Annotated in this window: 4 protein-coding genes; 1 reads left to right on the forward strand and 3 read right to left on the reverse strand. The window is 59.2% G+C overall.

Annotated elements, in window-relative coordinates; genetic code table 11:
• Nucleotides 1–142: 142 nt before the first annotated feature.
• The 3 genes from NZK35_RS23380 to NZK35_RS23390 all read right to left on the reverse strand — a co-directional run bounded on the left by NZK35_RS23380 (nt 143) and on the right by NZK35_RS23390 (nt 12,116).
• A complete protein-coding gene (locus NZK35_RS23380; RefSeq protein ID WP_259634942.1) occupies nt 143–3,322 on the reverse strand; it encodes a vWA domain-containing protein in 3,180 nt (1,059 codons plus the stop codon).
• Nucleotides 3,319–3,930, reverse strand: coding sequence for an RNA polymerase sigma factor (locus NZK35_RS23385; RefSeq protein WP_259634943.1), 612 nt, complete (start codon nt 3,928–3,930; stop codon nt 3,319–3,321). Before NZK35_RS23385 ends, NZK35_RS23380 begins: the two co-directional genes overlap by 4 nt.
• Nucleotides 3,931–4,109: 179 nt before the next feature.
• Nucleotides 4,110–12,116, reverse strand: a complete 8,007-nt coding sequence (locus tag NZK35_RS23390) for an FG-GAP-like repeat-containing protein (protein WP_259634944.1) — start codon at nt 12,114–12,116, stop codon at nt 4,110–4,112.
• Between the two features lie 666 nt (nt 12,117–12,782).
• On the opposite strand from NZK35_RS23390, the gene NZK35_RS23395 reads away from it, so the two are divergent.
• Nucleotides 12,783–14,345, forward strand: coding sequence for an NHL repeat-containing protein (locus NZK35_RS23395; protein ID WP_259634945.1), 1,563 nt, complete (start codon nt 12,783–12,785; stop codon nt 14,343–14,345).
• The last annotated feature ends 351 nt before the right edge of the window (nt 14,346–14,696 follow it).

The raw sequence follows: 14,696 nt of genomic DNA on the forward strand, positions 1-14,696 counted from the left end.
ATCTCCGGTGGCTGACGCCACCGGCAGACACTCTGCCGGCCCTCCGGGCCTAGAGAATCTCTCAACAGATAAGCTGAATGTCATAGATCGATTCCGTCAGAGTCAACAAACTTGAAACTTGAAACTTGAAACTTAAATCAACTCAATTCCCGACCAGCTGTCGGGCTTGGCCAATCATCATTTGGAGTTGTTGAACTCGCTTGCGGTTGCGGTCTTGGTCGGGTAATCCGGCCAGCAGATCGGAGAGAGTTTTCAGGTCGACGTTGGCGCCGAGCGGATCGCCGCGGAGCTTGGCCGCGAACAGTGCGGCGGCGGTTGCGATGCGAATCGATTCGGACGCTTGGTCGGGTCGTGGTGCGTTGGGTTCGTACGGGATCGGCCAGCGGTTTTCGATCATCTGTCCGGTCGACAGGTCTTGGAACCTGACCGAGACCGAACCGACGTCTCCTTCGCCATCGGGTTTGGCTTGAAATTGATAGACCGCCACTCCCGCTTCGGCCGCCGCCATCTCGGCGGCATCGACCTTGTCGTTGCGGAAGTCTTCTTTCTTGAGCAGGTGTTTTTCGAAGCCGAGCAATTTGTAGTGGCCGACGCGATTGGGATTGAATTCGATTTGCACTTTGACGTTCTTGGCCGAGGGGCGGAGGGCGCCGGCGATTTGGCTGGCGAAGCCGTCGTCGGCGTCATCGGGTGAATCGAGCAGGTAGTAACGGCCGTCGCCCTTGCGGGTCAGCGCTTCCAGGATTTCGTCGTTGAGTCCTTCGGCAACGATGCCGGCGGCATCAAACGCGATGCCCGCTTCGCGGATCGTCGTGATCCGTTGCGAAAGGCTTTCGGGGTCGGCGTTGCCCAAGTTGACGGCGCCATCGGTGAGCAAAATGATTCGGTTCTGCGCGCCGTCGGTCTGATGTTCGCGGGCTTTTTCAAACGCAAGTTGCAGTGCCGCTTCGATGTTCGTCCCACCTTCGCTGGGCAAGTTGTCGATCAGCTCGACCAGCCGTTGTGCCTGGGCTCCGTCGACCTTGTCGGCCAGCAGTCGCGGTTGGCGTGCGAAGCTGATCAAGGTGACTTGATCGAGTGGTTTGAGTTGCCCGGCGAGCAGGGCGAATGCGCGGCGGACGGTTTGTTGCCGGTCGAGGCGTTCCATCGAACCGGAGTTGTCCAACAGGAACGTCAGACGCAGCGGCGTGTTGCTGGCCCGTCCGGCGGCGGCGGTCCGCATCGAGACACGCAGCAGGTTGCGTTGCTGCAGAAACGGATGAATGGCTTGTTCGAGCCGGCAGGCAACCTTTTCGTCTTGGCTGGGCATCGGATCGCCATAGTCCAAGGCATTGACGAATTCTTCGATCCGAATTTTCGCCGGCTCGGGCCATTCGCCTCGGGCGAGCGCCGCGGCGGCGAGCTTGAAGGAGACGTCGCTGACGTGCAGCGAGAAGGTGGAAAACGCTTCGGTCGCCGCGTCTTTCTCATCCAGGCCGGCGGGCACGGGCGATTTTTCCATGGTCGATCGTTTCAGCAACCTTGATACGGAACTCTCCGTCGACTCGTAAGACATGAAGACATCTCTGCCTTTGCTTGCCACCCGGCCGTTCTGCTGCTGAAGTCCCTTTTGTCGGGTGCTTTGCTTTTCCGCTTGATCGGCCGCGGCAAGTCCGTCGAACCCATCGAGCGAGGCGTCGAGTTTTTGAAGCCAATCCCGATTCACCTGCACGCCCCAGTTTGTCGTTGGTTTCGAAGGATCGGGTTGCGATTCCTCGGGTTGCGATTCACCGGGTTGCGATTCACTGAGCGTGGCCGTTTTGCCGGCGATTTCCGCACGGGAGCGCCGACCGGCAACGCGGGTTCCCCATAGCGCGGGTTCCTCCGCTTGGGGAATGACGATTTTGGGGGTGTCGAGGAAATGTTTTTGGTTGATTGCTTGCTCCGCTGGGGCGGTCACAGCGAGATCGGATCGCTCCTCCGATTCGCGTAACATGGCTTCCGGCACTGCGGCTTCCGGTGCGCTTTCGGGAGCAGGGATGGAATACGACAGAGCGTCGGAGTCGTAAAATCGACCGCTGCCTGGACGGTTGGCCGGCGGCGCGGTTGCCTCGCCCATCATGCTCATCCCCTCCATCATCTCCATCTCGGCCATTGGGCGATCAAACGACTCGGCCAGTCCTTGTTGTGGAGACGCATTGTTTTCGAATGCTTCTCCGCCTAACCCGCCGCCGCCCATCGCGCCGCTCACCGCGCCTTGGAATCCGAGTTGTACGTCGGCCATTCCGTTCTGGTCGACCGCACGTTGCTTTGCTTCACCCCGCTGAACCGATTCGAAATCGGTGACACTTCGACCGAACCTGGTGGAGGCTTGCGGATCAACCATCGTGATTTGATCGGAGAGTTCGGCGCCGTTGTCAAAACGCGGCATCGCGCCGGCGGAGAATTGCCGCGACGCATCGGCTCGGTTCCATTTGTCTGTTGATCGAAAGGTCTGGCCTTTCTCGACGCCCGATTCATCGGCTGCGGCGGCCACTTCGGGCAACGCGGTGCCGGGAGCCGTCGGATAGCTGGGAGCCGTCGGGTAGCTGGGAGCCGTCGGGTAGTACTGCACATCATCTTGCAAGTAATAGGCTGACGGGGGCACGGCTTCCTTCTTGATCGCATCGACACCGAGACTGTCTCGAATGGCCGACAGCGAGGATTTCGAATCCGCCGTGTCGCCGAAGGTGACGCCGCTTTGCGGCTCAGCCGGTTCCGCCGGACGCGCAAGTTGGCCGCCGCGGAATCGTCTTTCCGAACCGCTGACCGCGTAGTCGTCCGCCTGCGACGCGCCCTCCATCGCGTATTCCTCCCATTCAGCCTCCCCCAGTTCCATGTCTGTTGCAAAGTGGGCTCTGCTGTCGCTGGCGGCTTGCGCGGCTCGCTGTGCCCTACTTGCACTCAGCAACAGGTAGGATCCCGAGGCGAGCAGCAAGAAGAGGCCGGCGACGCACAACGAGATCGCGACTCGGCTGGCATTCCAGAAGCGGTTGTTCCGCCGCAGTGCGCTCACACCGCCGGGCTGATTCGTTTGGCCACTGATCGCGGCCAGCACTTGGTGTCGCTTCTCAGCGGGCAGTTTCCAGTCCTCGTCTTCTGGCGGGGCTTCGTCCGAGCTGACGTCGCGCATGAGTCCATCGATGGATTCGAATTGTTTTTTGACCCTCGCCAATTCCGGGCGCTGCTCGATCAATCGGTTCAGTTGATCGCGTTCCAACTCCGACGCTTCGCCGAGCACGAGGGCAACGATGCGAGCTTCCAGATCGGGGTCAAGGCGGTCGTTTTGAGATGCTTCGTTCATGAGCTTCCGTCGATTCCGAGTGGTCGGAGTTTGCCGGCCAGCTTTTTTAAAATGTGGTGCAATCGGTAGCCCACGTTGCCGATGGTGAGCCCGGTTTGGATGCTGATGTCGCGGTAGGTGAGGTCTTCGAAATACTTCAGCCTGACCAGCTGCCGATCCGCATCATCGAGTTCCAGCAAGCTTTGGCGCAGGGCGCCGGCGGCTTCCATTCGCAGCAGCATGTCTTCAGGCGTCTCGTCTCCGGTTTCGTTGAAGCCGGTGTCGCTGTAGTCCGATGACGGTTTGCCGTCATCGCTGGAGAGCGATTCGCGTTTGATGTGTCGGATGTAGCTGAAGGCCCGATTGCGGACGCTGCGGAACAGCCAAGCTTTGGGCGTCTCCACTTCGCCCCAGCGGGCGTGCAGCTGCAAAAAAACGTCTTGGACGATCTCTTCAGCCACCGCACGCCGTCCCGTCAGCGAAAACGCGTAACGCAACAGCGGCGTCTCCTCGGTTTCAAACAGGGCGCGCAAGGGGAGCTGGTACTCACCCTCGGCGGCCGATTGTTTGACATCAGGAGTCTGTTTCAACATGAATTCGGTTCGGTCCGCCTGGCAAAATTGAATCACGACCCCTTATCCTCGCACAGGAACAGACTCATCGCGAAGGAATTTATTAGCGAGTTTCCGGCAGTTTTCTCTGAAATCGCAGTCCGACGGCCGTTCGGGGCCGGCTTGACGCGTAACGCCACGGGGCCGGGTGGCACGTTGCAGTGACCGGTCACGGCGTCGTTGGGACACTGGCAGCTTCAATTCCGCCGTCGTAAAAAGCGCAGACCGAAGTGTCCGTAGTCCTGACCATCGACATCGCCGTCCAAGTCGTAGTCGAGGTCCGAATCGTAATTCGGGTCGCCGGAGAGCCGCAGGAAGGAAAGTCCGAAACGGCCGTAGTCCTGGCCGTCGACATCACCGTCGCCGTCGGTGTCGCCGAACAGCCGAAAGAAGTCGTCGTTGTTCGGCTGCGCCGCGGATTGTCCGCCGAAGACGGCGTCCGAACGCATTGCGTTGTCTCCCGGCGTGACCACCTGATCGGCGATGATCTCCAACCGATAATTACCATCGGCCAGCGAGTTGCTGCCCGGAATCGTTGAATCGCCGGAAAATGACAGAATCGCAGACGTCGTGCCGCCCTCGTCGCTCGCCGCAACCGTGATCGTTCCGACGGCGATGTTCGTGTCGATGTTTGTCAATGCAAACGCGTTTTCAAGCGCCGCATGGTCCACCTCGCTGACGAAATGGATCGTGACCGATGTGATTTGCGACCGACTGCTCGTGCCATCGTTGATCACGATCGATTCCACATCGGGGATGCGGACGATGTCCAAGCGAACTTCATCGCTGTCATAGATGACGTCCCACGCCAAATCCTCTGGCAGCGCGGGCAGGTCGAGGCAGGGGAAACCGCCGCTGACCGAGTCGGCCGTCACGATGCTGAAGGAATCGCCGACCTGCGGCTGATAGCCGTTTCCGAGGTCAATGAATCGAACCTCCAGCATCCCGTCCAGATTCGCCGACTCGGCCTTCACCTGGTCATATTCACCGCCGGCGATCAGACCGCCCAATTCCACCGTATGAGTGTTTGCCGCTGCAAAGGTAATCACACCCGCATCGGTCTGGGTCGGACTGTTCCCGAAGTCCGTGCCGCCGTTGAATGTCGTGACGCCGCCGAAGTCGCCTGCCCCCGTGACGAGGTGATTGAAGATCAAACCCGGCCCGGTGCCCTGAACGAAGCCCTGGTTCTCAAACTCGCCGTTGATGGTGTTGATCACGCCACGACCGATCAGCGTCCGGGTGTCAGCAAGCTCGATTCCATTGTCCGACACGAGCGTGCCGTTTTCGCTCGTTGAACCAAGTGTCGTTTGTTGTCCGAGTACCGCCTTGTGTCCGTCGCGCAAGGTGATCGTGTGCGGCCCCAGATTCAATCGGCCGTCCAGGTGGATGCCGTCCAGCGACATCGCGTCGCCAAGGCTGCTGTCTCCGGACAATGTGATCGTCGAACCGGCATCCGATGAAACGGGTGCGTCGACCGAGCCGTGTCCGAAGAGGACTTCGGATGATTCGAGATGGATCCCACCCGGGGCAACAATCGTTCCGCCGAAAAGGGACGTCAGTCCATCCACGTCGACCGCACCGAGAGAATCAATTTGAAGCGTTTCCCCGCCCACATTCAGCGGGCCTTGCACGGACAGTCCCGCCAGCCCCGAGACGTTCAGCGGTTCCACGTCGCTAAACGTGATGGCTGTCGACGGACCACCTTGTGTCGTCAACAGGCTGGCCGTTGTCATCGATGAACTACCCGAGACGAACGTCGCCGACGTCAGTCCTGTGCCGAGCAATTCGAGTTCGTCCCTGCCGCTCGAACCGGTGAACGTGATGCCCGACGGGACTTCGAAAAACCCCCCGCTGGCGTAGTCGATCTGCAATCGCGACGCTTCGGCCGGTGGAGACGTCAACGTGAGTGAAGCGAACGAGTCGATTTCGATTGCCGTGATCAAACTCGACAAAACATTGTCGAACACCTCGACTTGCAAACCGTTGCGACGAACCGTCCAATCGTCTGCTCCATTGCCGGCAGGGAATGCCAGGCTATGGTGCAACCTCTGGACCTTCAGCGTCGCGTTTCCTTGCGTGTAGACTTCAAAGACTCGACCACCACTGTTTTCATCGGCGATCTGTGTCCAGCCGCTGCCAAAATCGATGACGTCGTCAAGATTTCTGAGAACCGTGACCGTGTTGCGATGTGAACTCAAACGCAACACTTCGGAAACATCGAGCGACAATGCATTGGCGCCCGAGCCGGTGATGTCGATCGCTTCGATGTCGACCAATCGGTTGTCGGGGATTACGGTCAGGTCGAGTACCAAGCCGGCACCGTCAAGACGCAACGTGTCAAAACCGTTGCCGCCGAGGAGGCGACGGCCTCCGGAGAAATCGGTATCAATCAACGCCAGGATGTCATCGCCTTGGCCGCCTCGAAGCACATCGCCGCCGCCGTCACTGACGAGCGTGTCGTCGCCCTCGGCCCCGACCAACACATCCCGTACGCTCAACCCTTGCGAAGCGACGAGTTGATTGTTCGCCGCATCACCCAGCTGAGTTTCCGCACCGCCGGTAAAGTTTTTGCCAAACAGAACGTAACTCTCACCGGCCGCGGACAAACCGTCAGGGTCGGCGCCGGGGGCTCCGATGATCCAATCGTCCAGCCCGTCTCCGTTGATATCGAAAGCGGCTCCCAAGCCATCGCCGGCGAAGTCGCTGGGGGCGATTCCATTGATCCGAAATCCATTTTCGCCGCTCAGTTCAGAAACCTCCACGTCGGCGTTAAAGCTCCCGCGACGACCAAAAATCACGTAGCTTGCACCGGCATCGTTGACCCCATTCGGATCGGCCGCGACGGCACTGACGAGCAAGTCATCGTTTCCATCACCGTTGACGTCGCCCGCCCCAGCGACCGTGCGTCCTAAGCGATCATTTTCTGCCGTTCCGTTGATTCGGAATCCATTGGTTCCGTTCAAGGCACTCGGGTCGATCTCAAATTCGATGCCATGGGGTTGACCAAAAATCACGTAGCTCTGCCCGACGTTGTTCACGCCCGAGGGCGAGTCGACAAATTCCGCGCCGATGATCACGTCGTCAAATCCGTCGGCGTTGACGTCACCGGCACCGCTAACGGATCGTCCCAAATTGTCCGAGTTGGAGAAGCCGCTGACGGCAAAGCCCTGGCCGGTCGAAAGTGTGGCCAGATCGATGACCGGTGCAAACCCGCCGGTTTTCCCGTAAATGACATAACTTCTACCGAAATCAATCCGCCCGTCTTCTTCGACCCGATACGCACCGACGATCAAATCATCGAGCCCGTCGCCATTGACGTCGACATCTCCGCTGACACTAATCCCTGCCGACCCCGCTAAATCCTGGCCGACAATCATCAGTCCGTTGTCACCATCGAGCGCTAGAACGTTCAACACCGGCGGAACGGGGTGCGCGCTGCCAAAGACCACGTACGATGCACCCGCAAAGGTTCGACCGAAAGGGGCAGCGTCCGGTGCTCCGATGATCAAATCACTCAAGCCGTCACCGTTGATGTCGCCCGCACCGGACAGGGATTGGCCGGTGTTCTCGTTCACCGTTGCTCCGTCGACGCGAAAACCGTTGCTGCCGTCGAGCGATGACAACTCGACGACTTCGGGAAACGGTGTCGACCGGCCGAAGACGACGTAGGTCTCGCCGGCCGCAGATTGCCCCAGGGGATCTGCCAAATGAGCACCGATTGCCAAGTCGTCCAGTCCGTCGCCGTTGAAATCACCGATGCCGCTCACGCTGGTGCCGGAACGATCGCCGCTGCCGACCCCCGGGAGACGAAACCCGTTGGCGCCGTTCAACTCGGAAAGCGAAATCGAGGCAGCGAACCCACCGGGTTTCCCAAAGACGACATAGCTTTCACCCGCATTCGCACCGTCGTTCGGGTCGACGCCGTCGGCGCCAATGATGATGTCGTCATAGCCGTCGCCGTTGATGTCCCCGGCTCCGCTCACCGTGCCTGAACTGTCGAATGAATCAATCCCCGTGATCGTGAACCCGTCGTTGCCGTCCAGGTTGGAAAGCTCCAACTCGGACAACACAATGGCTAGGGACGCTTGGACGTTCAAGATCCCGTTGCCGTTGCGGTATCGAATGTAGGATTCACCGCTCAGGTCGATCGGTGTTGCGGCGCTCCAGCCACCACCGGTCAGACGAACCAATGAGCGGTCGCCGCGAACGGTCAACGTGTTGTCGTGCGATGACAGCCCATACAGTTCCTGTCCATCGAGTGTCAGGACGTGGTCCAAATCCGTGCCGAGGTCGATGTTTTCGACGTCGATGATGCGGTTGTCGGCGATCGCCGTCAGGTCCAGCGGTATGCCTAAGGAAGCGAGCCGCAACGTGTCCGATCCGTTTCCGCCGAGCAGCCGTTTGTTCCCGGAGAAATCGTTGTCAACGATCACCAGGATGTCGTCGCCCTGGCCGCCCCGCAACACGTCTTCCCCGCCGTCACTGATCAGGGTGTCGTTACCTCGGCCGCCGATCAAGACATCGCTTTCCAGCGAGCCGCGATCGGCGATCAAGGTATCGTCGGCATCATCGCCGACCTGCGTTTCCAGTCCGCCGGTGAAGTTTCCGCCCAAGACAACGTAGCTCGCGCCCGCGTCGTTCACCCCACCGGGGCTGGCACCGGTTGCCCCGATCAGGAAATCGTCAAAGCCATCGCCGTTGACGTCCCCGGCTCCGCTGACGCTTTGGCCGAACAGGTCGAAGTCCTCTTCTCCGTTAATCCGGAAGCCACCGGTTCCATCCAACGTCGATAGATCCAGCGAAAATTGATTGCCGGGCCTGCCGAACACCACGTAGGTCTCACCGCGACTGCTCCCAAGGTTCTCAGGACCGTCGGCGCCAACGGCCCCAATCAGAAGATCATCAAAGCCGTCACCGTTGACGTCGCCCGCACCGCTGACGCCGGTTCCGGAAAAGTCGCTCGGGTCAACGCCTCGGATTCGCAGGCCATCGGCACCGACCATGTCGTTAAAGCTGAAAACCGATGGCAGCGATTCGCCTCCGAACAACAGATAGGATTCTCCTGAGCTATTGATTCCATTGGGATCGGCAAACGGCGCGCCGACCAGTAGATCGTCGAAGCCATCACCATTAAAATCGCCCACACTTGAGACGCTGTAACCTGACTGATCGAGCGAGTCGGAGCCGTCGAGTCGAAACCCGTTGCTTCCGTCGAGTGAATTCAAAGCCAGCGGACCAACGGGAAGGTCTTTGCGACCATAGACGACGTACGTCTGTCCGGCACCTCCACTGGCATTTGGATTGGCGAGGTGTGCACCGATGAGTACGTCATCATATCCATCGCCGTTGATGTCGCCGCCATCGCTCACGCTCACGCCGGTATGGTCTCCGCTGGCAGCCCCGGTAAGCACCAAGCCGTCGCTTGCGGAGAACGCACCTGGATCGACAACCGCAGGCATTCCACTCATTCGTCCGAGTAAAACGTACGCTTCCCCCGCATTGCTTAAGCTGGCGGGATCCGCTCTATGAGCACCCACGATGACGTCATCAAGTCCATCACCGTTGAAGTCGCCGGCAAAACTGACGCTCTGTCCCAACTCATCAGACGCGGCGATTCCCTCGATGCGAAAGCCGTTCGTCCCGTTCAGACCGGAGAGATCGATCGACGACGCGAAGCTGCTCGTGCTACCGAATAGGACGTAGGCGTCGCCAGAGTTGGCCAGTCCACTCGTATCGGCCAAGGCCGCCCCGATCACCAGATCGTCGAGTCCGTCGCCGTTGAAGTCGCCGGATCCTCCGACGCTGAATCCCGATTGGTCGCCCGCAGCGATTCCGTCGAGCCGAAAGCCGTTGCTTCCATTCAAGCTGGACAGCGGGAACGACGCTGGAAACACGCCGGGACCGCCGAACACCACATAGGTTGCCCCCGCCAGATTGGCTCCGTCGGGCCTGGCCCGAGACGCCCCGATGACGAGATCGTCAAAGCCGTCACCATTGAGGTCACCCACTTGGTGCACACTGTTGCCCGATTCCTCGTCCAAGTTGACGCCATCGAGACGGAACCCGTTGACACCGTTCAAGCCGGAAAGTGATAAAGCCGGAAAGACAAGAGACAAGTTCGATTGAACGCGCAGCGTCGCCGTGCCATCGGTGTACTGCACAAAATCTTGTCCATCAATGCTGATCGATGTTGGGCCCTCCCAGTTCAGCCCTTCGACACGGACGTTCCCGCCATTGCCCAAGACGGTCAACGTGTTGCTGGTGGAAGACAGGTTCCGAATCTCCAGCGGGGTCACGATCAACGACTGGTTTGTCCCTGCGGCCTGAGCTTTCAATCCGGTGCCGAAGTCGATCTGTTCGATCTCGCGAATTTTTGTGTCGGCGATGTTGCGAAGATCGAGTGTCTCGCCTGCGGTATCAAGCAAAAGCGTGTCGAAGCCTCGTCCGCCGTCGATCCGTCGCGGGCCGGAGAAGTCGAGATCTGAGAGGATCAACGTGTCGTCGTCTGCGCCGCCTCGCAAGACATCGTCACCGCCATCGCTGGTCAATTTGTCATCGCCGACACCGCCGATCAACACGTCCACTGCGACGCCTTGAGTGGCGACCAGCGTGTCATCCGATTCGCCACCGACTTGGGTTTCGACGCCGCCGGTGAAGTTGTTGCCATAGACGATGTAGCCTTCGCCACCGTCGACCAGGCCAGGGTCGGCCAAAAAGGCACCCAGGATGACATCGTCGAATCCGTCTCCGTCGACGTCGCCCGCACCCGAGACACTGTAACCGGCGTTGTCGTCTTGCTTGATTCCGTTGATCTGGAATCCGTTGATCCCGTCCAATGACGACAAACTGATCGTTGCCGTGAAACCTGATGCCTTTCCAAAGACAACATAACTCTCTCCGGCATTGTCGATGCCTCCCGGATCCGCCCGGTGGGCGCCGACGATCAGGTCGTCGAATCCATCGCTATTGACGTCACCCGCACCGCTCACACTCAACCCTGCTCGGTCGAACGCATCGATACCGTCGATGCGAAAGCCTGACACGCCGTCGAGACTTGCAAGATCAACGGTCGCGGCAAACCCGCTGCCACTACCGAAGATGACATAGCTTTCCCCAGGGTCATTTTGAAGCGGATCAGGCGAGCCGATGATCACGTCGCCGAGTCCGTCACCGTTGATGTCACCGGCTTCGCTGACGTAGTGCGTGTAGCCAGCCATTCCATTTATCCGAAATCCGTCACTTCCATCGAGCGCTGCAAGTTCGACACTGGCAGCGAATCCATCGGTCTTTCCGAAAACAAGGTGGCTTCTGCCGTTCTGCGTGCTTATCAATAGATCTGCCAGTCCGTCTCCGTTGATATCTCCGGCACCACTGACAACGACTCCAGAAAAATCCTCGTCCTCGCCGTTGAGGATGAACCCATTGCTTCCATCGAGGGTTGATGGATCGAACGGGCTACGAATTTCATCGGTGGTGCCGAAGAGGACATAAGATTGACCGCTGTTCGAACTCCCGATCGATGCGGCGCCGTTGGCCCCGACGACCAAGTCGTCGAGTCCGTCACCATTGATGTCGCCGGCACCGCTGACACCGACACCCAATTGATCGCCGGCAGCGACGCCGTGGATTTGAAAGCCATCACGTCCGGAAAGTCGCGCGGGATCAACCGAGGCGGAGTCCCACACGGGTCGTCCATACAACACGTACGCTTCGCCGACGGAAAGATCAGGCGGTTGGTCGCCCGCAGACACGCCGATGATCAGATCGTCGATCCCGTCTCCGTTGAAGTCGCCGGCACCGCTGAGGCTTGAACCGAGTGTGTCAAAGCTATCGATCCCCTCGACGACGAATCCCGTTTTGCCATCGAGTCTGGCGAGGTCAACCGAAGCCGGCAGCCCATTTCGATCGCCAAAGACGACGTAGCTCGCACCTGCGCCGGTGACACCGCCGGGGCTCGCCAAACTTGCCCCGATCACCACGTCGTCGCGGCCGTCTCCGTTGATGTCACCGATGTCCGACACGTCGATGCCCGTGCGAGAGTCAGCTTCCGCGGCGATCAACCGAACCCCGTTGGATCCGTCGAGCGACTCAAGCGGCAGCGGGTTCCTCGCCGCCAACAATCGGCGTTTTTCCAGTGGCTCCAGCAAGAGTTGACGGCGCTGCGCCAAACCGGAGCGGTGAGTCAAACGTGTTTCTCGTTTCATGGAGTCAACCTCGTCGCTTCAAGATTCTGCACTATCGAGGTTATCGGCGACGAACCCGGATGCAATAGAAATCGCTGGCTGGGACCGAGGTTTTGGGTTGATCGTTGGATTTCGACGCGAGATCAGGCCGTCGGGTCAGTGGCCCGAAAGGCCTCGGAGACCGAGCGGTTTGGCCGGCTTCACGAGACGTCGGCACACTGCAAAAGCGGTTCGATTCCACTTGTCAACGCCGCGCCAGGATACAACCGTCTGTGCGCCCGGGTCCACCGTGATGGTCAATTGATCCAACGTCGCTCCGGGTGGGGCTGGTGGTCGCGGCCAATCTCCACGGTGGCATACGATGGTATCCCAACGCGAAAAATCCAGAAAGCTTTGTTTACCGATGCCCGCGTGCCGCCCGATCCACGCTTAAGCATGAAGCCGACCGTCAATGTCAGGAAAATTGTTTTCCCGTTTTGGCGTCGGCGTTGTTTTGTATGAAGGTCGAGATGGCGTGATTTGTGCAGTTTGACGAGTGTGTCTGAAGTGAACGTTGGCCACGGAACACCACGTGCAGCGACTTGCCGACGCGTATCGTTGGTCTGCCATCCGACCCGGAACGGCCAAGGATGTTCCTTGACATCCATTTCGAAGCACTGGCCAGCGATTCCCGCTGTGCGTACCACGATGAAAACGAAAAGCTGGCGGTCACAACAGTTTGATAGCCGTCGCGGCAAGGTTTCACGCTCTCCCAGGGCACCGCGCCGAAGGCTCTCGATCGAGACTCTTGAAACGCGCCGCCTGTTGGCGGTCGATCTGCTTTATCTGGGAAACCAAGCGGACAACTCGATTCAGGTCTTTGATGCTGGGACTGGGGCATTCGTCCGTACGCTGGTCCAAAGCGGTGCCAGCAGTTTGCAAGGGCCCCGCGGCATGGTTGTCCAAGGGAATAACTTGTTGGTTGTCAACCAGAATGTCGACACTCAGTTCAATGGTGAAGTGTTGCGATTTAATCTAGACACCGGCGCTGCGTTGTCGCCCCTGGTGCCCTCTTCAAGTACCAACGCTCCATTTGCGCCGCGGGGGATCGTGGTCAAGGATAATGTCGCCTATGTGGCCGATTTTTTTGCGTCGCCGTCACGGATCGGGAAATACAATGCGACCACGGGCGCATTCATCGGAAGTCTTATTCCCAACGGGTTCAATGCGGAGTTCAACCCGCGCGGGCTCGTGTTCGGTCCCGACGGTCGACTCGTCGTGCCCATCAACGCAGGATCGGCTTCCGGGTCGGTTCGCGCCTACGATGTGACGACCGAAAACTTTGCTGTCTTGATCCCGACGTCGAACGGTCGTCTGCAAACGCCGTGGTATTTGACGTTCGGCAAGACCGATGCTGCGACGCTGGCCTACAACACCACGACTGCGTTTGATCGGGCGCCGGTCTTGGCGGGCATCGAAGCAACGCCGCAGGCTTACCAAGTCAAAGCACCTAAAAAGGTTGTCTCCCAATCGATTACCGTCACCGACGTGGATTCAACGGTCCTGACCGGGGCGACGATCCGCATCACTAACAATTATCAATCCGGTGTCGATGTTCTTTCGCTCGGCGGTCCGCCGGTGGTTCAGTCGAGTTGGAATCCGACGACAGGCACGTTGACCCTGTCCGGCACCGCGACATTGGCCAAATACCAGGGTGCGTTACGGTGCATTCTGTTCGAAAATACGTCGTTGAATCCGACGACGGGCCAGCGGCGGATCGTGTTTCAGGTGACCGGTGGTGCGGTGACCAGCAATCAGGTTTCCCGCGACATTCGCATGGTTGCCGTGGTAAACTCGATCGCGGCTACGCAGACCTTCGCGGCGCCGACGTTGGCATCGGATCCAGTCATCCCGCCGCCGCCGAGTCAAGTCGATGCGGCTGTCACGATCGTGTCACCAGCGCCGAGTGATCCCTCCGGTGCCGAAGTACAGAGCGCGTTCCTTTCCTCGCAACCGCTATTTTTGGATTCGAATTTCAATGATCGCGGATTTCCCGATGGGGAATTCGACAGCCAGCTCTCTGATGCCAAACCACTCGTTGCGACCACGGCTAGGAGCGAGTCGATTGCACCGGATCTGGTCGATGAATCGCTCGACTCTTTGTATCGCGATTCCCTGTATCACGCACCATTGTCTGGTGAACCTCATGTCCAGGATCTTGGCGATGCAGCGGTTGAATTGCTTCAAAATTCGCTGTTTCTGACTCGATAGTGCTTTGGAAACTCTTCATTCCCGGGTTGCGTTTGTCGAGCGAAAAAGGGGGCCGGTATGAATGGCACCAGCGTTAATCAGACGGCATTCAGCCACCGTTGGTGTTTAGCCTTTAGGCGATTCCCGGTCGCTGCGACGCAGCGACAGGGGCGGCTAAAGCCCAATACCGCTAAGTTAACATGAATGAGGGGGCCCGGACGCTGGCGCGAACCGGCTGATGTCAAACGAATATCAGCCGTTTGGCGCGAGCCTACGGGCCCTCATCTGAAGAAACGACGCTTAACTTAGCGGTATTGGGCTAAAGCCTGGACACCAGCGCGTGTTGGTGTCCAGCCTTGAGGCGAATCCCCA

The sequence above is a fragment of the Stieleria sedimenti genome (genome assembly GCF_025060895.1).
GTDB lineage: Bacteria > Planctomycetota > Planctomycetia > Pirellulales > Pirellulaceae > Stieleria > Stieleria sedimenti.